This window comes from Nesterenkonia sp. LB17 (genome assembly GCF_022565915.1).
Lineage (GTDB): Bacteria > Actinomycetota > Actinomycetes > Actinomycetales > Micrococcaceae > Nesterenkonia.
This window is the reverse complement of record NZ_JAJOYX010000001.1, coordinates 315,899-340,304: the sequence shown is the minus strand read 5'-3', so window position 1 is coordinate 340,304 and position 24,406 is coordinate 315,899. Positions and strand designations below refer to the sequence as shown.

Annotated in this window: 16 protein-coding genes; 4 read left to right on the top strand and 12 right to left on the bottom strand. The window is 68.2% G+C overall.

What is annotated here, in order from left to right; all coding sequences use genetic code 11:
- Nucleotides 1-53: 53 nt before the first annotated feature.
- A complete protein-coding gene (locus LTH96_RS01535; protein ID WP_241463877.1) occupies nucleotides 54-1,301 on the top strand; it encodes an MFS transporter in 1,248 nt (415 codons plus the stop codon).
- A 48-nt stretch (nucleotides 1,302-1,349) separates the two neighbouring features.
- Complete coding sequence (locus tag LTH96_RS01530) at nucleotides 1,350-2,039, top strand: TenA family protein (protein WP_241463875.1); 690 nt, start codon at nucleotides 1,350-1,352, stop codon at nucleotides 2,037-2,039.
- 7 nt (nucleotides 2,040-2,046) lie between these two features.
- On the opposite strand, the gene LTH96_RS01525 is transcribed toward LTH96_RS01530, so the two are convergent.
- The 4 genes from LTH96_RS01525 to LTH96_RS01510 form a co-directional block, all read right to left on the bottom strand.
- Nucleotides 2,047-4,998, bottom strand: coding sequence for a DUF3427 domain-containing protein (locus LTH96_RS01525; protein ID WP_241463873.1), 2,952 nt, complete (start codon nucleotides 4,996-4,998; stop codon nucleotides 2,047-2,049).
- A complete protein-coding gene (locus tag LTH96_RS01520; protein ID WP_241463872.1) occupies nucleotides 4,995-5,393 on the bottom strand; it encodes a (deoxy)nucleoside triphosphate pyrophosphohydrolase in 399 nt (132 codons plus the stop codon). The genes LTH96_RS01525 and LTH96_RS01520 overlap by 4 nt, the downstream gene beginning before the upstream one ends.
- A 62-nt stretch (nucleotides 5,394-5,455) precedes the next feature.
- Nucleotides 5,456-9,127, bottom strand: a complete 3,672-nt coding sequence (locus LTH96_RS01515) for an ATP-dependent DNA helicase (RefSeq protein WP_241463871.1) — start codon at nucleotides 9,125-9,127, stop codon at nucleotides 5,456-5,458.
- Nucleotides 9,124-12,816, bottom strand: a complete 3,693-nt coding sequence (locus LTH96_RS01510; protein ID WP_241463870.1) for an ATP-dependent DNA helicase — start codon at nucleotides 12,814-12,816, stop codon at nucleotides 9,124-9,126. Before LTH96_RS01510 ends, LTH96_RS01515 begins: the two co-directional genes overlap by 4 nt.
- A gap of 116 nt (nucleotides 12,817-12,932) precedes the next feature.
- On the opposite strand from LTH96_RS01510, the gene LTH96_RS01505 reads away from it, so the two are divergent.
- Both LTH96_RS01505 and LTH96_RS01500 read left to right on the top strand, forming a co-directional pair.
- Nucleotides 12,933-13,718, top strand: a complete 786-nt coding sequence (locus LTH96_RS01505; protein WP_241463869.1) for a 3'-5' exonuclease — start codon at nucleotides 12,933-12,935, stop codon at nucleotides 13,716-13,718.
- Between the two features lie 166 nt (nucleotides 13,719-13,884).
- Nucleotides 13,885-14,925 (top strand): zinc-dependent alcohol dehydrogenase family protein, encoded by a 1,041-nt coding sequence (locus LTH96_RS01500; protein ID WP_241463868.1) that lies wholly within the window; start codon nucleotides 13,885-13,887, stop codon nucleotides 14,923-14,925.
- A gap of 75 nt (nucleotides 14,926-15,000) precedes the next feature.
- Here the strand turns inward: LTH96_RS01500 and hemL are convergent, their stop codons facing one another.
- The 8 genes from hemL to hemE all read right to left on the bottom strand — a co-directional run bounded on the left by hemL (nucleotide 15,001) and on the right by hemE (nucleotide 24,391).
- A complete protein-coding gene (gene hemL, locus LTH96_RS01495) occupies nucleotides 15,001-16,308 on the bottom strand; it encodes a glutamate-1-semialdehyde 2,1-aminomutase (RefSeq protein WP_241463867.1) in 1,308 nt (435 codons plus the stop codon).
- A 17-nt stretch (nucleotides 16,309-16,325) separates the two neighbouring features.
- Complete coding sequence (gene hemB, locus LTH96_RS01490) at nucleotides 16,326-17,456, bottom strand: porphobilinogen synthase (protein WP_241463865.1); 1,131 nt, start codon at nucleotides 17,454-17,456, stop codon at nucleotides 16,326-16,328.
- A 108-nt stretch (nucleotides 17,457-17,564) separates the two neighbouring features.
- The gene (locus LTH96_RS01485) at nucleotides 17,565-18,377 is read right to left on the bottom strand and encodes a uroporphyrinogen-III synthase (RefSeq protein ID WP_241463863.1); all 813 of its coding nucleotides are present in this window, start codon (nucleotides 18,375-18,377) and stop codon (nucleotides 17,565-17,567) included.
- An 11-nt stretch (nucleotides 18,378-18,388) separates the two neighbouring features.
- The gene (gene hemC / locus LTH96_RS01480; RefSeq protein WP_241463861.1) at nucleotides 18,389-19,408 is read right to left on the bottom strand and encodes a hydroxymethylbilane synthase; all 1,020 of its coding nucleotides are present in this window, start codon (nucleotides 19,406-19,408) and stop codon (nucleotides 18,389-18,391) included.
- A complete protein-coding gene (locus LTH96_RS01475) occupies nucleotides 19,409-20,743 on the bottom strand; it encodes a ferrochelatase (RefSeq protein ID WP_370644355.1) in 1,335 nt (444 codons plus the stop codon).
- Nucleotides 20,740-21,462, bottom strand: a complete 723-nt coding sequence (hemQ, locus tag LTH96_RS01470) for a hydrogen peroxide-dependent heme synthase (RefSeq protein WP_241463860.1) — start codon at nucleotides 21,460-21,462, stop codon at nucleotides 20,740-20,742. Before hemQ ends, LTH96_RS01475 begins: the two co-directional genes overlap by 4 nt.
- A gap of 107 nt (nucleotides 21,463-21,569) precedes the next feature.
- Complete coding sequence (locus LTH96_RS01465; protein WP_241463859.1) at nucleotides 21,570-23,159, bottom strand: NAD(P)/FAD-dependent oxidoreductase; 1,590 nt, start codon at nucleotides 23,157-23,159, stop codon at nucleotides 21,570-21,572.
- Between the two features lie 11 nt (nucleotides 23,160-23,170).
- Entirely contained in the window at nucleotides 23,171-24,391 is a 1,221-nt protein-coding gene (gene hemE, locus LTH96_RS01460; RefSeq protein ID WP_241463858.1) for a uroporphyrinogen decarboxylase, read from the bottom strand.
- Between the last annotated feature and the right edge of the window lie 15 nt (nucleotides 24,392-24,406).

The following is a 24,406-nucleotide window of genomic DNA, read 5'->3' as shown; positions in this document are numbered from 1 at the left end:
GCGCTCTGACAGGTGCACCCCACCATTGACCGGCTGCAGCACAGGATGACGATATGACCACGGCGGAACAGACCTCAGCAGGCACGACCTCTCCGAGCGCGACCCCCGCGAAGCCCAAGTACACCCGCAGACAGGTGGCGCTGGCGATCGTGGCACTGTCCATCGGCGGGTTCGCCGTGGGTGTCACCGAGTTCGCGATCATGGGGCTCCAGCTTGAGGCCGTCGCCGATCTCGGCATCACCATCCCGCAGGCCGGAATGCTGATCAGCGCCTACGCCATAGGTGTGGTCATCGGCGCGCCCATACTTTCAATCCTGGGTGCCAAACGGGAGCGGAAGGCCTATGCCCTGCTTCTGCTGGGCGTCTTCGTGTTCGGCCATGTGCTGAGCTTCTTCGCACCGAACTACGAGACCATGTTGATCGCCCGGTTCCTCTCCGGACTCCCCCACGGCGCGTACTTCGCCGTGGCTGCGCTGATGGCGGCCGAAATGGCGGGCCCTGCCAAGCGCAGCCGTGCGATCGCCGTCGTCCTGGGTGGTCTGGCGATCTCCAACGTGCTCGGCGTACCCGTGGTGACCGCGCTGGGTCAGCAGTTCGGCTGGCGCTGGATGTTCATCTCGGTGATCGTGCTCGCGCTGATCACCATGGTCGCGGTCGCTCGCTACGCGCCGCGGCAGATGCCCCCGGCGAAGGCCACGATGCGTTCCGAGATCAAGGGCCTGAAGAACAAGCGGCTCTGGGTGGGCATCATGCTCGCCGTGGTCGGCTTCTCCGGGATGTTCGCGCTCTATTCCTACATCGCCCCGGTCAGCACCGAGGTCACCGGCTTCCCAGAGAGCGCGCTGCCCTGGGTGGTGGGGCTCTTCGGTGCCGGCATGGTGGTCGGCAACTTCGTCGGCGGCTGGGCGGCGGACAAGTCCGTGCTGGGCACCGTGGTGGTCGCAATGGCCCTGGTGGCGGTGTTCATGGTGCTCTTCGCCTACACCGCGCACATCCCGGTGCTGATGTTGATCTTCCTGTTCCTGGTCGGCCTCTCGGCCAGCGCGCTGGGCCCGTCGATGCAGACCCACCTGATAGACACCGCCCCGGATGCACCGCAGCTCGCAGCCTCGCTGCACCACTCCGCGTTCAACGCCGCCAACGCGCTCGGCGCCCTGGTGGGCGGCCAGGTGATCGCCGCCGAGATGGGCTTCCGCGCCCCGAGCTATGTCGGCGCCGGAGCCGCCGTGCTGGGTGTGGGCGTGGCGCTCTATGCGATCCACCTGACCCGGAAGATGAAGACCCCGCGCGTCGCGATCTGAGCGCTTGCTGCTCCTCAGCGCACTGCGTGAGACCCGTAGGCTGAGTCCATGAGCTCCCCCACCACGTTCTCCACGACCGCCGACGTCGCCGCGGACAGCTTCGCAGGACAGCTGCGGCTGGCCACGGCTGAGCACTGGGATGCCTCGGTGCATCATCGGTTCATCGACGAGCTGTTCGCCGGGACGCTCAGCGATGAGGTGTTGGCTCGATACCTGGTGCAGGACTATCAGTTCTTCGACGCCTTCGTCGCGATGCTGGGCGCCTGCGTGGCCACCACTGATTCCAAGCCGGCCCGTCTGCGCTTCGCCGCGCAGCTCGGTATGCTCGCCGCCGATGAGGACGGGTACTTCCAGCAGAGCTTCGCCGAGCTCGGAGTGCCCGCGTCAGAGACGATGAGTCCGGAGCTTGCCGCTCCCACGGCGGAGTTCATCGCGCAGATGTGGGAGGTGGCGCGGTCGAGGGACTATGCGGATCTGCTGGTGGTGCTGGTGATCGCGGAGTGGCTGTACCTGGACTGGGGCCAGCGCGATCTGCCGCTGCCCGAGTCGGCGAAGCACCGGGGCTGGATCGACCTGCACCGCGGCGAGGACTTCCGGGCGTGGACCCAATTCCTGATCGATGAGCTCAACCGGGTGGCTCCGCCGCTGGAGTCCGACGACGGCGCGCGATTGGCCGCACGGTGGAAGCGGGTCGTGGCGATCGAACGGGCTTTCTTCGATGCGGCGTACTCTTCCTAGGCGGGGTCTAAGCGGTCAGTGTGGGGTGAAAGTAGTCGTAGAGACTGTGCGGTACGGGTTCGTTGAAGCGCAACAGCATTCGTACGACCGGCAATGGCGCACCTTCCTCGTTGGCCATGGTCGTTTCCTCCGCATCCTCGGACCGCGCTTGGCCAAGATAGAAGAAGTCGGTCCCATCGGCGTCGTCCCTCTTCACGAAGACGTGGAGATCCACGGAATTTTCCACGATCGCACGCACTTCTCTACTCGCCAATGAGCGTCGGCTCCGGGTGAACCATCGCATGACACTTGGGTCGAGCAACTCGTCCTCGTAGGCGACACTCGCCTCGACGTCATGGCCCTTGTGTAATGTCACAAAGATCGGGCACTGACCTGAGGTGACATCGGTGCGGTAGCCGTACATCGTTGATGCGTTGCTGCGATCCCAGCCCAGCAGTCTGGCCGCGTCTCGGCGGGAGTACCGCATTCCGGGCGTGAATGGGCGATCCGGCAAATATGCCTGATTAACGTGAGCGGCAGTCTTGAGAATGTCGTTCACTTTGTCCGCGAAGTTGGAATCGCGTTGGTATGCCTTGGCAACCGCAGGAACGAGTCGCAGGGCTCCAGCCGGCGTGCGCTCCGCGACGGGCGCCTCGTAGCGTGCTCGATCCCCCTGGTTGTAACCTTCTAGCATGAAGGTTGCCTGGGCACTCTGCAGCACGTCCGGCCCGGATGGGAGCTTCTGACCTTCCAGTACCTCGCGCAGTTCAGTGTCGGTTACATCAGTCCTCGACAAGAGCTCGCGCAGCAAGAGTGCCTCATGCGGCCGCTTAGCGGGCAAGACCTCATGGGATAGGAGACTTAGTGCACGCGACTGAGTTGAAGAAAGTCCAGATGGCATCTTGAGTGTCTTGGCCACGAGCGCCGGGAAGTGCTCTAGACGAGTGGCTAACACCAGGGGATCCACCGAGTCGTGTTCGACGAAGTCCCAAAGTCTAGGTACGCGACCTAGACGCTGCTGGAGCAGCTCAATTTCCCCCCGCAAATGACGCAGGTGATCCATCTTCGCGTCGGCGATTGCCCGAAGCACTCGCTCCCGAGCGATCTCATCGAACCGGACACTGGACATTCCGGGCAAGACGCCGTCTTCCTCCGCGGCGTTCAAGTTCTTTCGCAATGACTCCTTGTTCATCGACTTGTCCCCAAAAAGCGCGATGGGAATGAGGTAGTTGTTCGCGTAATTACCAATGAAATCAATGACCGTGAGATGGTCTTTTCCCGGCGCTTTGCGCAGCCCACGCCCGAGTTGCTGCACGAAAATGATGGCCGACTGCGTTTGACGCAACATGACGACTTGGTTGATTGACGGGATATCGACGCCTTCGTTGAAGATGTCCACCGACAGCACGTAATCGAGCTCTCCGAGTTCCAACAGCTTCACTGTATTCTCGCGGTCTTCGACCGAGTCTTCCCCGGTCAATGCCGCTGTTCGCAAATTACGCCCATTGATGGATCGCTGGTTCAACTCAGCTGCTAGTGCATGTGCCTCATCCTTGCGACTACAGAACATGAGGCCTCGGGTCGGAACGCCTTGCTGGGAGTACTTGTTAATCGCGTCGACGATATGCGATGTCCGCACTGCTCCCGACAGGCGGTGGAGACCCGTCTCTTCAGAAATCGTCGAGCCGTCATCGAAGATCGCGTCCGCCACACCGAAGTAATGGAACGGGCTGAGCATGTCGGCCTCCAACGCATCATGGAGTCGAATCTCGTACGCAACCTTGTAATTGAAGAGCTCATATATATCCGCCCCGTCATTGCGTTCCGGTGTCGCTGTCATGCCCAACGCAAAATCAGGACTGAGGTAGTCGAGAACGCGTCGATAAGACGCCGCCCCGGCGCGATGAACTTCATCAATGAGCAGGTAGTCAAAGTCGGTGGGCGAGAGCTGTCCCAGGACGTCTGGTCTGGCGAGGGACTGGACGGTGGCGAACACGTAGCGTCGATCGAGTTGTTTAACGGACCCGGCGAGCTTTCCATAATCATCGCTAGGTCCACCCAGTACGCGTTTGAATTCAGACATCGCCTTGTCCAGAATTTGCTCACGGTGCGCGACAAATAGCAGGCGCCGGGGAGAAGCGGAACGCGCATCAAGTGCGGACAGAATGGTCTTTCCGGTCCCGGTGGCGGAAATGACGAGTGCTCGTTGGTGCCCCGCCACACGGATGGCTTCGATGGCCTCCAGCGCCTCGGATTGCATGGCGTTCGGCTGGATTTTCGCTCGGCCAACTTCGATGGGATCGCTATCTGTCGGTTCCTCGTCTGCAAGCGATTCGATACGGGAGGTATACCGAGCTTGCACCTGAAGGGCGTCGAATTTCTGACGGTATGCCTCGATCCACCCGGAACTAAGGGGTCTCGTCGAAGCGAACTCATTGGCTACAAGGACAGAAAGCTGGGCGGCCAGCTCACTGTCCGGTCCTGCGGAGACCTTCATGTTCCACTCGTGATTGCGGGTCAAGGCGGATTCCGTAAGGTTCGCGCTTCCCACGAGGGCTGTCACGCTCTTGTGGTGCTCGAAGACGTAACCCTTGGGATGGAAGGCCCGAGAACTGTGAAGTCCCACTTCAACATCGATTCCGAGCTCACGCAGATGCAGGAGGTCCTCGAAAGTACTGGGTGCGTTGAAGTTAAGATAATTCGAGGTGACGATGCGCCCCTGCCCGTCAAAATCGAGCAAGTCTTGTTTGAGCATCGCCAACGCGCCGGGCGTGACGAAGGCGACTGAGAAAAAGAATGAGCGGCTCAGGCGAAGCTGCTCGCGAATGGTCCGCAGGACGGTGCTTCCCGTTTTGCGGTCATTCAGAACCAACTCAGGTGAGTATCTCCCCAGTCCGGTGCCCTCGGCGCAAATGAACCCCCGACTGACGTCGCGCGCTAGTTGATTCTCCGCGTAGAACAGATCGGGGCGAGCGCTCATGAGGTGAGGGCTCCTCGGATGATCTCGATCGCTGGGATGTCAGCGGGCGCCCACCTGAGGACTCCGAGGTCACTCGGGCTGAGCCAAATCACGTCAGCGTGTTCTGTCAGCCGCGGCGTGCCCGACGTGAGCTCGCAGAAGAAAGTGGTCAGGGTGACGACTCCGAAGTCGTACTCATATGTTGTCGTGGTGACCTTCTCCCCCACCTCAACAGTGCACTCAAGTTCTTCGGCAATCTCGCGCTGGAGGGCTCCGCGTGGGCTTTCGCCCGGCTCGATCTTCCCGCCGGGGAACTCCCACATGTCAGGCAAGCTGCCTTCGGGGCCTCGCTGAGCGCAGAGTATTTTTCCGCCATCGACGATCACTGCGCCTACAACGTTGATTTCCTTTTTCACGCGCCCCCTTTAGTAACATCTAGACAGTCAGTCTCCTGATCATCCTATTTAAGTCTCTTGGTTCATCCCCCGAAGTGTTGCCGAGCCGTGTAGATGTACTGCCTCAGCGCTTCCTGCTCCGGGAGATCCGTCCCTGGCACGGTGACCCCGTGCTCCACATAGAAGAACGACGCTTCGATCTGCTGCAGCGGCACCCCGTAGAGCCGGTGAAAGGCCAACCGGTAGACCGCCAGCTGGATCTGCTTCTCGCGAAGGTCTTTGCCGGTGGGCACCATGCCGGTCTTCCAGTCGACCAGGTCCCAGCTGCACTGCTGCATCTGAGCATTCCGGTCCTCCGCTGACTTCAGCTCCCAGCGCTCGAAGTCGGCTGCGGTGAGGTCCTGGCCGGCGTCGTCTTTGCCGAAGATGGCATCGATCCGGCCACGGACGACGACACCGTCCAGTGTCGTCTCCACCGGGATCTCCGCTGCGTATAGGCGTCGCTGCGCCCATTCGGTCTGGGTGAACCGTTCCTTGACCGTGGAGAGGTCGAAGGTGTCGTCCAGGTCCTCATCGCCGCGGTGCGGCTCTTCGATCCCGGGCAGCCTGCTGCGGGTCTCGTAGAACTCTTCGATCCATTCGTGCATGACGGTGCCGCGGCGTGCCGCCTGGGAGGGTTTCACCGGCACGGGGCGCCGGGCGAACTCGGCCATGGATTCGGCGTTGCGGGCCATGCCCACCACGCTGGAAACGCTGATGTGCGCCGGGAAATGCGGCTTCCCGGTGCCGCGCTGCTGCTCACGCGCCCGGTCCACAACCCATTCTGCCTCCTGCTCCCAGGGAGTCAGCGGCAGCGCCGCGGCACCGTCATGGGCGGACGTCGCATCGGGCTGATCACGATCGGTGATGGCTTGTTCCACCAGCTGGGCGGCCCGGGTCAGCGCGGCCCGGCGACCGGGCTGCACCTTCGGTGACTCCACCGTGTTGATCTGGGGCAGCGTGGTCTGCTCGCCCTCTGCGACCTGTCGCCGGTAGCGCCCCATCGGCAGCGGAGCCAGCGGGTCATAGGGCCACTGGGCGCCGAAGAGGTCATTGCCCACCGGGTTGTTCTTCATATCGATGACCTCTGCCCACTCCAACGCAGCCGAGGCGTCGCCGAAGCCATCGGCCACCTCGCGGATCTCCTCGAGAAACTCCGAGGGCTCCTTGCCGGCGGAGGTGCCGTAGAAGCAGGCGCCGGTACACAGCAGCAGCTTCTTCGCCCGCGTCACCGCGACGTACGCCAGCCGCCGTTCTTCCTCTCGGCTGAAGTCCTTCACGTCATCGGTGAAGACCCGGTTGTCTTCGGCGAACTGCTTCCAGCCGCCCACCCCGGCCGACACTGCCCAGGAGCGCAGATCAGGCTGTTCGGACTCCCACTGCGGGATGCTGCGGCGATCTCCGCGCAGTCGGGCCGGGAGCATGCCGTTGCTGCCGGTCCAGCGGTCGGCCTTCGCGCTGGGGAACTTGTCCTCGCGCAGACCGGCCACGGCGACCACGTCCCATTCGAGTCCCTTGGACGCATGGATGGTCATCAGCTGGATCGCGCCGGGGGTCGGTTCGACATCGGCCTGTTCCAGGCCGCGTTCCTTCTCCTCGGCGGCGTCCAGCCAGTCCAGGAAGCTGCGCAGGTCCGGAGTGGTCTCGGTGGCCGCGTAGCTCTCGGCCTGGTCGATCAGCGCGTCGAGCTGGCGGGCGGCGTAGTGCTGCTCCTCCCACGGCCGGGCCGCAACTTCGATGTCGAGGCCGGTGTCGCTGACGATGCGCTGGATCAGCACGCCCAGGTCCAGGGTGGCCCACTGGCGCAGCCGGCGGATCTGTTCCTTGGCCAGCAGCAGCCGGCGGTGCCCCTCGGCGGACAGGCCGAGCTGCTCGGCATGGTCCGGGGAGTCCTTGAGCCGTTCCAACGCTTCGACCAGTGAGGCGCGTTCGTCCATCTCGAGTTCGGTGGACTCGTACCGGTCCTCGGCGTCGGTCACCCCCTCCCCCGACTGTGCGCTGCCCTCGTGACGCTCGGAGATCGGCGCGCGCAGCCGCAGCCCCTCGAGGTCGCGGGCTGAGCGCTGCAGCTGCAGCAGGTCGCGGGGCCCGATCCGGTAGCGGGCTCCGGCGAGGATCCGGATCAGCGCGTCGGAGCGGCCGGGGTCGGCGATGACCCGCAGGTAGGCGAGTACTTCGGCCACCTCCGAGGTGCTCAGCAGCCCGGAGAGTCCGACCAGCTCGTAGTCCAGTCCTGCGAGGCGCAGCTGTTCGGCGATGGTCTCCAGCTGGGCCCGGGTCCGGGCCAGCACGGCACAGCTCGGGGCCTCCCGATGCGGGTCGCGCTGCGGGTCGGGCTGAAGCGCGGCGCTGAGCTGTTCGGTGATCGCCTGGGACTCCTCGATGTCTGAGGTGTACCAGCCGTAGCGCACGGTGGCTGTGTGGGCGCCGTCAGGTGGGCTCAGCGGTTTGAGCTGCCCGCGCAGGTGCGCGTTGTGCGCGCGCCACGGCTTGTCCAGGGAGTCTGCAGCGTCTGGGGCGAAGGGAGTCACCAGCCGGTTGGCGACATCGAGGATCCGCTCTCCGTTGCGCCAGGCGATGGTGAGCTGCAGCAGTGCTGCGGGCCGGCGCTGGCCTGAGGCAGGGTCCACCGCGGGGAAGGACTGGGGGAAGTCGAAGAGCTGACCGGCGGAGGCGCCGCGGAACCCGTAGATGGACTGGTTGGGGTCTCCCACGGCGGTGACCGCGTGGCCCATCCCGCCGCCGGAGCCGCTGGCGCCGTAGAGGCTGCTGAAGAGCGCGAGCTGCGCGTAGGAGGTGTCCTGGAACTCATCGAGGAGCACCACCTTGTACTTCTCCCGCTCGGACTCCCCTGCACTGGGGACGTCCTGGGCGATCTGCGCGGCGAAGCGCAGCAGGTCCCCGTAGTCCATGAGCCCCTCGGTGAGCTTCTTCTCCTGGTAGCGGCGGACCAGCTCGGCCATCTCGCGGCGCACCCGCAGCGCGCGGACCAATGAGGTCTGGTCCTTGCTCAAGGCCGCGCCGGCTTCCTGCCAGGCGTCCACCCGGGCCAGTTCGACGTCGAGGTGCGCTTCCACCGCGTCCGGGGACTGCAGATGCTCGGCGCAGTCCCCCGCCAGACGCATCACATATCCGGCGAGGCTCCCGGCCGACTGTTCGGCCTCCACCAGCACCTCGGCGCGGTCATAGGCGCTGACCAGCCGGTGCACCAGCTGCCAGGCCTTGGCCTCCCCGATGAGCTGGGTCTCCGGTTCCAGTCCGATCTGCAGACCGTATTCGGTCACCAGCGTGTTCGCATAGGAGTGATAGGTGGAGACCGCCGGGGCGAGCAGCTCGGAGATGTCCGCGTGTTCCACGGTGTCGGAGACCTCCACGGGCACCACATCGGCCGGGGAGATCAGCTCCGCCTCGAGCAGCTGCTCGAGCTTCCGTGTGATCCGCTCGCGCAGCTCCCCGGCGGCCTTCTTGGTGAAGGTCACGCCGAGGATCTGGTCGGGGCGCACGATACCGTTGGCGACCAGCCAGACGACCCGGTCCGCCATGGTGGCGGTCTTGCCAGAGCCGGCGCCTGCGACGACGAGCATGGGGTCCAAACCGGATTCGATGACGGCCTGCTGTTCGGCGGTGGGGTAATGCCGGTCCTGGGCGGGGGTGTCTCGCTGGAGCGCGTCGGCGATGTCTCGGGCGCTGTAGCGCATGGTCTCCAGGGTCATCATGGCTGGGTCACCTGTTTCGTGTTCTCGCAGAGCGGGCAGAGCGATCCGACCAGGCAGCGCTGTTGATTCGGGGAGTGGTAGGCGGAGAACACGCGGCCGCTCATCACTTGGGCGGCCTGGGTCAGCTGTTCCAGCGGCCAGGTGTCCTCCGGTCCGAGCGGGGGCTGTTCTTGAAGGTCGGTCTTCGACACGGTGGTCCCGACATGCAGCAGCGCGGCACCTCTGCCCGGTGACGGCGCGGGGTTGGGCTGAACGGCTTCCACGTCGGCATCGGGGTCGGGGCGCTTCTCGTCGGCCGTCTCTGGAGTTGGCCCTTCCTCCGCGTCCTGCAGGGCGCGGTCCACCGCCCCAAGCGCGACCAGCAGCTGATAGGAACCGAGCTGCCCGTGGGTGGGGATCTCGATCTGAGCGGGTTTGTGCCGGCCGGTCTTGAGGTCGATGACGAAGAGCTCGCCGGCCTCGGTGCGTTCCACGCGGTCGATCACGCCGCGGATCAGCACGGATCGAGTCTGCACCGGACCACCGGTTTCTTCCGGCGGCAGTGGGATCTCCAGGCTGGCTTCGACCTGCAGCTCGCGGGCGATGACCTGGCGGCCTTGGCCTTCGACGTGGCCGAAGTAGCCCGCGAGCTTCTTGAGCATGACCCGGGCACGGGAGCGGTCCTTCTCGGTCTCCCAGCCCTCCTCGCGTCCCAGGCTGTCCCAGCGTGCGTCGAGCTCGGCCGTGAGCACCTCGCGGTCGGTCTCGGCCGGGTGGTGCTCGGCGATCTCGTGGATCAGGGATCCGAGCATCCGGCTGAAATCGGTGGCCTCGACGCCTCCGGCGGCGCCGGTGAACCATTGCAGCGGTGAATCGATGGCGCTCTGCACCGAGGACGGGGAGACCCTCACGGTGTCCTCAGCCTCGAGCAGCGGTGCGGTGGTGCTGAGCTCGGGCAGCCCCCACCAGGTGTTCGGCTCCGCGCCGATGAGTCCGCCCTCAGCGAGGACCGCGAGCGCCCGGGCCGCTGCCCGGCGCTGAGTCTCAGTGGTCTCATCGATGCTGGGCTCGGTGAGAAGGGCGGCATCGTCACTGTGTTTGGGGGAATCCGCGGGGTCGTCGTCGAGCTCGGCCTGGATGCTGATCTCCAGGTGCCGGCGCAGCTCGGCGATCAGCCGGTGGGCGGTGATCGGGCGAGGGATGGCGCCGCTGCGGGCTTCGCGCTCCCCTGGAGGCACCACGAGGTCCAGGAGCATTGAGGGGCTCTCCTCCTGGGCGTGCACGGCCACCGCGTAGAGACGGTTCTTGGCTCGGGAGACCGCGGAGGCGAAGAGCCGGTACTCGTCCTGGAGCACGTTCATCCGTTTGACCAGCAGCGACTGGGCGGAGGCGTCGGCGCGACCTTCGACGACGTCCACCAGGTGACCGCTGCCCAGCAGCTGTCCGCGTGGGTTGAGGTTCGGCCAGGCCCCTTCCTGGAGCCCGGTCAGGATGACGGTGTCAAACTCCCGACCTGCCGCGCTGGCCGGGGTCAGGACTTCGATCGCCGCATCGACGGCGGAGGTCTTGGCCAGGGTGTCCATGGGGAGTTCGAGGCGTTCGATGTGGTCCACGAACGCGATCGCGGAGGCCCCGGGGTTCTGGTCGGAGAAACGTTCGGCAGCCTGGAAGAGCGCCATGACCGCATCGAGATCATGGTCGGCGCGGCGTCCCTCGGCGCTGGACCAGCGGGTCAGCCCGGCCCAGTGGCGGCTGACGTCGGCGGCGTTCCAGATCTCCCAGAGCAGCTCCTCGGGTCCGCTGGAGGGCCCGGCGGCGGCGTGCCCGGCGGCGAGCATGGCGGCCACCCGCTCCAGTCCGCGGGTCAGGTGTTGGAAGCGCGACTGAGTGCGGACCGCCTCAAAGACCGGGTCGGCCGCATTGTTCGCGGCGGCGACAAGCAGCTCGTCGGAGCTGCGCGGTTCGGCGGGGTCTGCGTCTGCACGCAGCCGGCGGCGCTCCTGGCTGCGCAGCACCTGGCGCAGGCTGCGCAGCGTCATCGAATCGGTCTCGCCATAGCGGCTGGTCAGCAGTGCGAGCACCTCGGGCAGCGCGACGGTGTCCGTCGGAACGGGCAGCGGGTCGGGAGCCTGCTCCGGATCTTGCGCAGGACTGGACTGGACGGTGACCAGGCGCAGCACCCGCAGCAGCGGGGCCACCGCGGACTCCTGGTTGAGGATGACATCGCTCATGGATTGGCGCACCGGGACGCCCTGGGTCTGGAACATCCGCACCAGCCGTTTCAGCAGCGCGCCGTTGCGCGCGATGACGGCGATCTGATCGAAGGGCACCCCATGTCGGTGGTGCCGGTCCAGGACCTCCTGCAGGACGAACTGCTCGGCCAGGTAGTCCCCGGGCACGATCTCCACCGCGCAGGATCCGGCGTCCGCCGGCGCGGGTGCGGGCTGTTCCGTCAGCGGCTGGTCGAGCGTCGGCTGTCCATTGGAGGTTTCCGCAGCGGAGGCCTGTGCAGCAGCACCCTGCGCCGCGTCGGCCCGTTCAGCGGTGGTCTCGCTGAGCAGCTGCAGCCAGCGCTGGCGAGGCTGTTGGGGTCCGGCCGGGGCGATCCGGCGCAGGGCGCGGGCGTAGGCCCGGCCCACCTCGGGGGTGATCCGGTGATTGCCCTCGAGCACCATGACGCTGGGCTCGACCCCTGGCAGACCGCCGTGGGGATCTGGGGTCATCGCCCCGGAGATGCTGCGCCGGACGATGCCCTCGATCTCGGCGTCGGTCTCGGGATTCAGGCTCAACACGCTCTGCGCGGTGACCCGGCGCGGGGCCACGGTCCAGCTGCGCAGCTTGTCCGGCCGTGCGCCGCGAAAGCCCTGGACCGCGGTCTCGGGGCTGGCGAAGGCGAGCACGTCGGCGCCGGCGCCGATCAGACGCAGCAGCCGATACACCGAGGGGGTGGCCTCCTGCAGATCATCGACGATGATGCGGCGCAGTCGCTCTCGTTCGGTCGCGAGGAACTCGGGGTTCTCCTCGAGCAGGTTGCAGGCCTCGTTGATCAATCCCGCGGGGTCGAACGCGTCGGCGTTGGCCCCGGCGTCGAGATCCTCACGGTAGCGCTGGTAGAGCTCCGCGGCGGCCGCCCACTCCGGGCGCCGGCACTGCTCGGCCAGGCCGCGAAGCTGATCGGGAGACACCCCGTACTCGGCGGCGCGGTCGAAGAGCTCACGGATCTCCTTACGGAAACCATCGGTGCCGGCGGCCTCCTCCAACGAGGTCGGCCAGATGATCGGCGGCAGACCGCTGGCGGGATCCACGGCCAACAGCTCACGGATGATGCTGTCCTGCTCGGCTCCGGAGAGCAGCCGGGGCCGACGCGCGGTGAAGCTGAGGATCTCCCGGCGCCGAGCCTCCCCGAGCAGCCAGAAGGCGTAGGACGCGAAGGATCGGGAGGGCTGCTCCGAGATCGACCCACCCCGGGAACTGGCGTCCCGGGCGGCCCAGGCAGCTTCGACCTGGTCGCGCAGCACTGCAGAGGTGGCGCGGGTGGGTGAGAGCAGCAGCAGCCGGGAGGAGTCCTGTCCGGATTCGAGATGACGCAGCGCAAGCTCCGCCGCCAGCGTCGACTTGCCGCTGCCGGGACCACCGAAACTCAGGATCGGCCCATGTCCGGGGCGTTCGGCGGCGGCGAGCACCTGATGCTGGGACTGATCGAACTCCATGGGGATCATTCAATCAGAGCCCCCGGACATGACACGGCGCAACCCAGCGCGACCACGCACCGGCGGCGCAGGGTGATGTCCGCGGTCATGTCCCACCGGCGCGCTACCGTAGTGCCATGGCCGAGACCCCCACCCTCTTCGAGATCACTCCCAGCAGCGAGTCCTGGCACACCCGCCGCCGGGTCGGCTTCGACCTGGAGACCACCTCCCGGGATCCACGTGTAGCGCGGATCGTCTCCGCGGCGCTGGTGATCTTCGACGACGCAGAGGTCAGCGCCGACACGGCAGCCGGCAGCGGCGCTGAAGCCGGTGCGGTCGAGCCCGCCGGTCCGGGCGCGCAGCGCGTGCGCACTCGGGAATGGCTGGTGGATCCCGGGGTGGAGATCCCCGCCGAGACCACCGCCATCCACGGCATCTCCACCGAATACGCCCAGGCCAACGGTCAGCCGGCGGCTGAGGCGGTCGCCCAGATCACCACCGCGCTGGCACAGGAGTTCGCCGCCGGCAGCGCCGTGGTGGTGATGAACGCTCCCTATGACTTCACTGTCTTGCAGCAGGAGGCGCTGCGCCATGGGGTGGAGTTCACCGAGCCGGTCGGGGTCATCGACCCGCTGGTGATCGACAAGCAGGTGGACAAGTACCGTCGCGGAAAACGCACGCTGAGCCAGATGTGCCTGCACTATGAGGTCGAGCTCGACGCCGCCCACTCGGCGACCCCGGACGCCTGGGCCGCGGTAGAGGTGGCCTGCGCGCAGGCGCAGCGCTTCCCGCAGCTGCAGATCCCGGCGCCCGAGCTGCACCGGCTCCAGGCCGGATGGAAGGTCGGGCAGTCGGCGGACCTGCAGGAGTATCTGCGCCGCACCCGTCCCGACGCCGTGGTCAGTCCGGCATGGCCGGTGTGAACGCCGAGGCGACCCACTCTCCGACGTCACCGATGATGTTGTGGAGGGCGGACCTTCCTGACTCGAAGGGTGGAACGACCGGCGAAAGACTGTAGCGTTCCACCCGTCAGTGCCCAAACGGTGCAGGCACGTGACGGTGCCGGGCGCACAGGTAAGATCCATCCTCATGCGCGCAATGGTGATGGATGAGATCGCAGGGCCCCTGGACGTCCGGGACGTGCCCGACCCCGCCCCGCCCGCAGGCGGGGTCGTCGTGGAGGTCCATGCGACCGGCCTGTGTGGCAGCGACTGGCATGCCTGGGCCGGACACGAGAAGCTCACCCTCCCCCATGTGCCCGGTCATGAGCTCGCCGGGGTCATCTCCGCGGTGGACCCTGGGGTGCGGAACTGGCACGTGGGCGACCGCGTGACGGTGCCCTTCGTGTGCGGCTGCGGGGCCTGCGACTGGTGCCGCTCCGGCAACGCCCAGGTGTGTCCCGATCAGCAGCAGCCCGGCTTCACCCACGCAGGCTCCTTTGCCGAACACGTCGCTCTCCACGCCGCCGACACGAACCTGGTGGCCATCCCCGAGGGTGTCTCCTTCGAGGCCGCGGCCGCGCTGGGCTGCCGGTTCGCCACCGCCTACCGGGCGCTGACCGCCCGAGCCGGTGTGCGCGCCGGGGAATGGGTCACCGTGGTGGGCGCCGGAGGTGTGGGGCTGAGCGCGGTGATGATCGCCAAGGCGATCGGCGCCCAGGTGATCGCGGTGGACCGCAGCCCCGAGGCCTTGCAGGCGGCCCGGGACCTTGGCGCCGATCATGGGATCCTCGCCGACGGGCGCGATGTCCCGGCAGCGGTTCGCGAGATCACCGGTGAGGGCAGCGATATCTCCGTGGACGCGGTCGGCAGCGAACAGACCTGCGCGGCGGCGATCCTGAGCCTGCGCCGCCGCGGCCGCCACGTCCAGATCGGTCTGCTGCCCACCGAGACCGGACTCTCCGCGGTCCCGATGGCCCGCGCCATCGCCTGGGAGCTCGACCTGCTGGGAAGCCACGGCATGGCCGCGACCGACTACCCCGGGATGCTGGCCCTGATCGCTGAGGGCACGCTGCGCCCGCAGGACCTCATCGAACGCGTGGTCGGGCTCGAGGAGGCGGCCACCCTGCTGCCCGCGATGCAGCGGTCCGCGACCCCGGGGATGACGATGATCAACCCCAGGCTCGCGTGATCAACGCTGGCCGCCGAGGGTCAAGGCTGACGTCTCACCCGTGACCCTCGGCCCTTGAACCTTAAGGCTGACCCCTCAGGGCTTGGCCTGCGCGGCGGCCTTCGCGGCGGAAGGCAGCGCATCCAGGATGCGGCCGATGGCGGCGTCGTCGTGGGCTGAGGACAGGAACCACGCCTCGAACACGCTCGGCGGCAGGTAGACCCCGGCGTCGAGCATCGCGTGGAAGAACGGTCCGTAGCGGAAGGTCTCCTGGGCCTGGGCGTGGGCGTAGTTGTGCACCCCGGTGGCGGAGGTGCCGAAGGCCACCGAGAACAGCGAGCCGACCTTCTGCAGGGAATGGTCCACCCCGGCGTCGTGCAGCGAAGCCGTGAGTGCGTCGGCCACGACCTGCGCCTTGGAATCCACGTGCGCGTAGACCCCGGCGGTGGCGTGCTCCAGGGTGGCCACCCCGGCGGCCATCGCGACAGGGTTCCCCGACAGCGTGCCGGCGTGATACACCGGTCCGGTGGGCGCCAGGTGTTCCATGATCTCGCGGCGCCCGGCCAGCGCGGCGGTGGGCAGCCCGCCGCCGATGACCTTGCCGAAGGTGAACAGGTCCGGCTCCCAGCCTTCGACCCGTCCGGAGGCTCCCCAGTAGCCCGCCTCGGTGATCCGGAATCCGGTCATCACCTCGTCGAAGATCATCAGCGCGCCGTGGCGCTCGGTGATCTCGCGGATGAACGCGTTGAAGCCCTCTTCAGGGACCACCACGCCCATGTTGGCGGGGGTGGCCTCGGTGATCACCGCGGCGATGCGCTCGCCATGTTCGGCGAAGACCGCCTCGAGTCCGGCGCGGTCGTTGTACTCCACCACGATGGTCTCTGAGGCCTGCGCCTCGGTGACCCCCGCGGATCCGGGCAGCCCGAGCGTGGCGACCCCGGAGCCGGCGGCGGCGAGCAGCCCGTCGGAGTGCCCGTGATAGCAGCCGGCGAACTTCACCACGATGTTGCGACCGGTGACCCCGCGGGCCAGCCGGATCGCGGTCATGGTGGCTTCGGTGCCGGTGGAGACCATCCGGATCATCTGCGCGCCGGGGACCCGGCCGCGGACCAGTTCGGCGAGCCGCGCCTCGGAGGGGTGGGAGGTGCCGAAGCCGAGTCCGGCGTCCACCGCGGCGTGCACGGCGGCGATCACCGCAGGATGCCTGTGCCCCAGCAGCGCCGGTCCCCAGGACCCGACGAGGTCCACGTACTCGGTGCCCTCGGCGTCGCGCAGGTAGGGCCCGTCGGCGGAGACCATGAACGCAGGGGTCCCTCCCACCGAGCCGAAGGCGCGGACCGGGGAGTTCACTCCCCCGGGCATGAGCTCGCGGGCTGTGTCGAAGAGTTCCTGGTTCGTGGTCATCGCGGAGGAGGGTCCTTTCAGCTGACCGGCGGGAAGCCGGCGTCGGTGCGGGGTTGGTCGGCAGGGCGGGTCGAGGCTGTGGGCCGACGGGGCTCGATCGGCGGGTGCGCGGGCGCGCTCGGCGGCGTCTGCGCACCGGACGCCGAGGCACTCCCGCGTGACCCGGCCAGCTCCTCGCGCAGCCATCCGGCCACCTCGGCGGCGTAGTAGGTCAGCACGTTGGTGGCGCCCGCGCGGCGGATCGCGATCAGCGATTCGGTGACCACGGTGCGCCGGTTGATCCAGCCATTGGCGGCGGCGGCCTCGATCATCGCGTACTCCCCGGAGACCTGGTAGGCCGAGACCGGGACGTCGCTGATCGCGGCGGTGTCGGAGAGGATGTCGAGGTAGGCGCTGGCGGGCTTGACCATCACCATGTCCGCGCCTTCGGCGAGATCCAGCTCGACCTCGCGCAGCGCCTCGGTGCGGTTCGGGGCGTCCATCTGGTACTGCTTGCGGTCACCCTTCAGCTGGGAGTCCACGGCCTCGCGGAACGGGCCGTAGAAGCCGGAGGCGTATTTCGCGGCGTAGGCGAGGATCGGCACGTGCTGGTGTCCGGCCTCGTCCAGGGCCTGGCGGATCACCGCGACCTGGCCGTCCATCATGCCCGAGGGTGCGACGACGTCGGCGCCCGCCTCGGCCTGGGCCACGCCCATCTCGGCGTAGACCTCCAGGGTGGCGTCGTTGTCCACCTCGCCGGCCTCGTCGACGAGCCCGCAGTGCCCGTGATCGGTGAACTCGTCCAGGCACAGGTCGCTCATCACGACCAGGTCCTCGCCGACCCGGTCCTTCACAGCGCGGATGGAGCGGTTGAGGATGCCTTGCGGGTCCAGGCCGGCGCTGCCCTGGGCGTCGCGGGTGGTGGGGATGCCGAAGAGCATGATCCCGGCCAGGCCGAGGTCGCGGGCCTCTTCGGCGGCGGTGAGCAGGGAGGCTTCGGTGTGCTGCACCACTCCGGGCATGGAGCTGATCGGCACCGGTTCGGTGAGGCCCTCGCGGACGAAGACCGGCAGGATCAGGTCGGCCGGGTGCAGCCGGGTCTCGGCCACCATCCGGCGCATGGCGGGGCTGCGGCGCAGCCGGCGGGGGCGCTGTTCGGGGAAACTCACGTTCGACTCCTGGTGATCAGGGGGATGACGGTCGGTGCGCTCGGGCTGGCGGCGCGTCACTGCGCAGCCGGTCCAGCTCAAGCGTGTCGCCGCCGGTCAGTCTAGTTCTCAGCGACCCAGGGCGGCCATCACAGCGTCGGCGCTCGGCTCAGAGAGAACACTGGCGGCGGGGATGCCGCGGCGAGAGAGGGTCTTGGCGGTGGGCCGGCCGATGGCCAGCAGCCGGACCCGCTCCGGGACCCCGAGGTCCGCGAGTCCGTCGGCGGCCGAGGAGCTGGTGACCAGCAGAACCGTGGGGTCCACGTGGGTCAGCCGGTCGCGGCGCAGGTCCGCGGCGAGCTGATCGAGGTCCAGGAGGTCTTCGCGGGCGGGCTGCGGGAGCAGCCGCCGGTCCGAGTCGCCGGGCGCGAGCGCTCCGTCGACCACCAGGCAGTCGGTCTCATAGGCGCTGACCTGGGTGACCTGCCAGCCGATGGCGCTGAGACCGTCGCGCAGCTGGGACCGGGCCTGGGCCGACTGCGGCAGCAGCAGCTCCGTGTTCGCACCCGGGGCCGGCTCGGGGATCTCCTGGATCATCCCGGCCGCACTCTTCTCCGCCTCAGGCATCCACGGGGAGGTGATGCCGGTCAGCGTGCGCAGCACCCGGGCAGTGCCGGGGCCGACGACGCCGACGCGTCCCTGTGCCGGAACGGTGCCGTCCCAGCCCAGCTTGACCAGGGCCCGGACGGTGTTGGCGCTGGTGAACAGCACCCACGCGAAGTCCCCGTGTGAGAGCCGCTCGAGCGCCGTCGTCAGCTCGGTGGTGTCGGCGGGCAGTCGCTGTTCGGTGACCGGCAGGAACTGGACCTGCAGTCCGGCGGCGCGCAGCCCTGCCTCCAGCGGGCCCGCCTGTGCGGGGTCTCGGGTCAGGGCGATGCGCATGGTGCCAGCTTCTAGGAATCCACGACGTGCTGCAACAGCCCGAAGTCCTCGGCGAGCAGCTGCTCGGCGACATGAGTGCCGAGCTGGATCGCCCGGTCCACCGAAACCCGGCGATCAGCCCCGGCCTCGATCGAGATCTCGGCCCCGGCGCGCTGCACCTTGGTGCCGTCGGGCGCGCAGATCACCGAGTCCAGCCGCAGGGTGGCGCCGCCGTCGGGATTGTCGTCATAGCGGGCGAGCCCGCCGATCGGCGCCGAGCAGCCGGCGTTGAGCTTCGCCAGCAGTCCCCGTTCGGCGGAGGTCTCCAGCCGGGCCGGGATGTCGTCATAGAGCGCCAGCGCCATGCCGAGCGGCGCCGTGGGCTCGGCATCCTCGGCGCGGACCTCCACGGCCAGGGCTCCCTGTCCGGGGGCGGGGAGCATGACCTCGGTGGGGATCAGCTCGGCGATGTGGTGCTCCAGGCCGAGCCGCTTCAGCCCCGCCCCGGCGAGCACGACGGCGTCCAGGTCACCCCGGGCGGCATTCGGTGCCTGCGGTGAGGCCTCGGCCGCAGACCCATGGCCGCGGACCCGGGCCAGCCGGGTGCCGACGTTGCCGCGGATGTCCACGATCTCCAGATCAGGTCGGGCGGCGCGCAGCTGTGCGGCCCGGCGCGGGGAGCCGGTGCCGACCTTCGCGCCCTGCGGCAGCTGGGCCAGCGGGACGTCATCGGCGGAGCACAGCGCATCGCGCACGTCTTCGCGAGAAGGCACCGAGGCGATCGCAAGCCCCTCGAGATCCTTGGCCGGCAGGTCCTTGAGCGAGTGCACGGCCACATCACAGGTCTTGTCGAACAGCGCCTGGCGCAGCGCGGAGGCGAACACTCCGGTGCCGCCCATCTGCGCGAGCGGCCCGGTGAGGATGTCACCCTCGGTCTTGACCGTGATGAGCTCATATCCGGCGTCGGCGTGGGAGGCGAGCGCCTCGGCCGCCGTCGTCGTCTGGGTCAGCGCGAGCTTGCTGCCGCGGGTGCCTACGGTGAAGGTGGGCATCTAGCTCCTTGCGACATCTTTGCGGAAGCGGGTGCAGTTGCAGGGACCACAGATGCCGGACCACTTGCCGGGCACGACCTGCTCGCCGAAGCCGACGGGCTCACCGTTGACGCCCTGCAGGTACTCGCTGAGCACGTCGATAAGTCCGGAGACGAACTTCTCCTGGATGCCAGGGGTCGCGGCGCGGTGGTAGGCCAGGCCGAGCTCCGCGGCGGTGTCCTTGGCCTCGGTGTCGAGGTCCCAGAGCACCTCCATGTGATCGGAGACGAAGCCGATGGGCATCACCACCACACCGGCGACGCCGGCCTCGGCGTCTTCGGTGATGGCGTCGTTGATGTCGGGCTCCAGCCACGGGGTCTTCGGGCTGCCGGATCGGGACTGGAAGGTCAGTGAGTGCTCCAGGCCCTCGGCCTCTTCGACGCTGGCCATCAGGTGGCGCGCGACGGCGAGGTGCTCGGCCGAGTAGACGTCGGTGCCGTATTCCTCGATCACCCGGTCCGGGCCCATGGCCTCGGCGTTGCGGCTGGGGATGGAGTGGGTGACGAAGACGATCTTCGGCTTCGCCTCGGCCTTTCCGGCCTGCTCGAGCTGCGCCCGGACATCGGCGATGCCGGCGGCCAGGGCGTCCTTGAACGGGTCGATGAACGCCTTGTCCATGAAGAACTGACGAACCTTCACCACGCTCATCTCCTCGCGCAGCCCGGTCTCATCCAGGGTGAGTGAGAAGTCCTCGCGGTACTGCCCGCAGGAGGAGTAGCCGTTGTACGCGGAGGTGACCAGCGCCAGGATCCGACGGTGTCCGGCAGCGTGCATCTCGCGGAAGGTCTCGGTGAAGAAGGGGTTCCAGTTGCGGTTGCCCCAGTAGATCGGGATGTTCAGCTGCCGGGCGGCGACCTCGGCCTCCAGCGCCCCCTTGAGGTCCCGGTTCTGCTGGTTGATCGGGCTGATCCCGCCGTTGGCGCGGTAGTGCGTGGCGACCTCTTCTAGCCGCTCATCCGGGATGCCGCGACCTCGGGTGACGTTGCGCAGGAATGGGAGCACGTCATCCTGACCCTCGGGGCCGCCGAAGGAGGCGAGCAGGATCGCGTCGTAGTTGCCCGGCTGGTCCTTGGTGGAACCCTCGGCATAGTCCACCGGAAGCGGAGCCGGCGCCTCGGCGGCGTCGGGGCTGGTCTCGGTGCCCGGGGTGGGCGTGGCCTGGGAGGAGTCCGCCACTGCCGAGGCGGCCTGCGCCTCGGTGGGGTGATCGGAGGTCTCGGTCGGGTGCGCCGGTCCGGCGTTCCCGGCTGATCCGGTGTTCTCGGCCGATTCGGCGTTGTCGGGGGTGATCGTCACAGCAGAACCTCAGCGATCTCCGACGCGGCCTTCAGGCGGCGTCCGGTGTAGAAGGGAATCTCATCGCGTACGTGATAGCGGGTCTCGGACTCGCGCAGCTTGCGCATCATGTCGACCAGATCGGTGAGCTTCGGCGCCTCCAGCGCGAGCAGCCACTCCCAGTCGTTCAGCGCGAAGGCCGAGGTGGTGTTGGCCAGCACCGAGGGGAACTCCTGGCCGAGCATTCCGTGCTCGCGCAGCATCTTCCCGCGCTTGGCCGGGTCCAGCAGGTACCAGTCATAGGAGCGGTTGAACGGATAGATGACCAGCCAGTCCTCCGGCGGCACCCCGAGGGCATAGGCCGGGACGTGGCTGCGGGCGAACTCGGCGGTGCGGTGCACGCCCATGGCGGAGAACGCGATCCGGGTCTGCGAGAACATCGCGGTGCGGCGGATGCGGCGCACCGCGGCCTGCAGGCCCTCGGCTGAGGGGCCGGTGACCCAGGTGAGGATGTCGGCCTCGTCGCGCATGGCGGAGACGTCGTAGGTGCCGCGGAAGCTGACCTCCTGCTCGGCGAACGCTCCGGCAAGCTGGTCGAACTCGACCTCCACGTCGGCGCCCTGCGGAGCGGGTCCGGTCCGCGCGAAGACGGTGTAGAGGGTGAACCAGTCTTTGCCCGAGGTGTTGACCTCTTCGGGCGTGCGCTGGGCGTTGCTGCCGTAGCTCACAGATGCCTCCATCAGCATTGATCGTCCGTGCGGGACCTCAGGTGACGATGTCCCGCATCCAGCTTATCGCCCGGACTTCCACGGTTTTCTACATGACGTCGAAAAAAGTGACGGACGGCTCAGGAGCGGACGCTGAGGATCGCTGCGGCCGCCGCGCGGGCGTCGGGCACCACCCGGGCCAGTCCGGTGCCGGCGAACCAGGCGCCGATCATATGGAGCCCCGGCTGCCCCCCCGCTGCCGCCCCGCCGGAGGCATCAGCCAGCCGCTCGCGCAGCGCGGCGATCCGTTCGGCGTGCCCGGCGGAGCTCTGCGGAAGCGCCTTGCGCCAGCGGATCACGCTGGCCTCGAGTATCTGCTCGGGTTCGATCGGCAGCCCGAAGAGCGCACCGACGTCGACGGCGGCGGCCTGCAGCAGCGCCTCGTCGCTGGACTCAGCGCCGAGCGCGTCCTGGTGGGTCTGCCCCACCCGTCCATAGGAGAGGCGCACCACGTGGTGACCGGGTCCGTGGGCGTGGGTGACGGCGGTGTCCGCCCATTCCCATTTGGAGCTGATGTGCGTCATCGCCTTGGCGGCGATGTCCCTCACCTGCGGCGCCACCAGCACCCCGGTGCCGCGCGGGTGGTCGTCGAGCTCGGGGGCGTCGAGGATCATCGAGACCAGGGCGACGCCGCGGCCCGGGTCCGGCGCGCCGGCGGCCTGAGTGCCGTCATCTGGACCTCCTGCCGGGGTCAGTCCGGTCAGGTCCAGTCCGCTCAGGTCGACCACTGAAGAGATCAGCTGCACAGCGGCAGGGGCGTCCAGGGCGAGGATCACGTGGTCCGGTCGTGTCCCTCCACTCGCTGCAGTCCCGGCGGCCAGGGCGGCCAGGTCGGTGACCTCCGTGTTGAGCCGGATCTCCGCGCCGAGCTGGAGCAGCTGCGCCTCGAGCGCGCCGACGAGGCGGTTGAGTCCCCCGTGCAGCGAGTTCACCGCCGAGCCGGGAGGGGCCTTGGACTTCACCAGCGCCACCGCTCGGGCCAGCGAGCCCTCGCGCAGCATCGCCTCGAAGAGTCCGGGGGCGGCGTTGTTCATGTCCAGGTCGTCGGGGTCAGCCGAATGCACCCCCGACACGATCGGGGTGACCAGCCGATCCAGCGCGGCCTGGCCCATCCGGTCCCGGACCACCTCGCCGAGGGTGATCTGCCCGGCCCGAGCCTCATGGGCCTCGGCCCAGTTCTCCATGGAAGCAGTGAGATCCTCGGCGGCGCGGCGAGCTTCGGCCTCTCCGAGGATGGCCACCACGTCCGGGGACAGCGGATCGGCCGGGATTCCGAGGATTCCGGTGGCCGGCAGCGGAGCGGCAAGATCAGGCAGCTGCAGCCATGCCGCGGAATGCTGCGGGGCGACCACCTGCTCGTCCAGGCCGAGCTCCTTGAGCAGCCGGGGCACCACGGGTGAGCGGGTCGCGAAGGCCTCAGCTCCGGCGTCGTAGGCGACGCCCCCCATGACGTGGGCGCCGATCGCCCCGCCCAGCCGGTCATCGGCCTCGAAGATCTCCACCGTGGCGCCGGCGCGGGCCAGATCCCAGGCGGCGATCAGCCCGGCGATGCCCCCGCCGACCACGGCGACATGCGGCGGCGAGGCCGAGGCGCTCGACCGTTCGCTCACCGGGGCGCTGACCTGTGCGTTGACGGGTTCACTCAACGAAGCGTTGATCTGGGCGTTCATTCAGGCGGAGCTCAGTCCTCGTAGCCGATCTCGTGGATCAGGCTGACCACGCGGGTGAGCACCTCCGGGTCGGTCTCCGGGGGCACCCCGTGACCCAGGTTGAGCACGTGCCCGGCGGCGCCGGAGCCGGCCGCGATGATCGCGCGCACGTGCTTCTCCAGCACGGGCCAGTCGGCGGGCAGCAGCGCCGGGTCGATGTTGCCCTGCAGCGGCGTCTCCGCACCCACCCGACGGGTGGCCTCGGCGAGGTTCAGCCGGTAGTCGACTCCGACGACGTCGGCGCCGGCCACGCGCAGCAGGTCCAGGATCTCCCCGGTGCCGGTGCCGAAGTGGATCAGCGGGGCGGTGACCCGGTGACCCGCAGGCGTGGTGCCGCCGAGGTCCTGGACATGGGTGAAGGCTTCGGCGGAGTGGCTCAGCACGTGGCGGGCATAATCCTCGCGGCCCAGTGATCCGGCCCAGGAGTCGAAGAGCTGCGCGGCGGAGGCGCCGGCCATCAGCTGGGCGCGCATGAACCGGCCGGAGACCTCTGCGGCCCAGGCGGCGAGGGCGTTCCAGGTGTCGGGGTCAGCGTGCATCATGGTGCGCGGTCCCAGGTGGTCCCGGGAGGGCTTGCCCTCCACCATGTAGGCGGCCAGGGTGAACGGGGCACCGGCGAAGCCGATCAGCGGGGTGGAGCCGAGCTCGGCCACGGTGCGCCTCACGGCCTCGGTGATCGGCGCGAAGGCGGCGTCGTCGAGCGTGGGCAGCGCCTCGACGTCGGCGCGGGTGCGCACCGGGGAGCCCAGCACCGGGCCCACACCGGGCTGGATCTCGACGTCGATCCCGGCCAGGCGCAGCGGGATGACGATGTCGGAGAAGAAGATCGCGGCGTCGACGTCGTGCCGACGCACCGGCTGCAGCGTGATCTCCGAGGCCAGCGCGGGGTCCAGGCAGCTGTCCAGCATCGTGGTGCCCTCGCGCAGCGCCCGGTATTCGGGCAGCGAACGGCCGGCCTGCCGCATGAACCACACCGGGCGGCGGTGCGGACGTGTGATCTCCCCCGCACTGTTACGCCCGCCGCGATACTGATTCAGCAGAGCGGAGTCGGCGGTGAGCCCGGTGAGCAGCGGGTGGTCCTGCGGCAGCTGCGCGGTGGAACCCTGAGAACGAACGGCCGCCCGCGGGATCGCGGTGACGGAGCCGGTGGCCGGGGAGGACGCGGCCATGCCGGCGAAAGATCCAGAAGTCATATGCCACATTCTCCA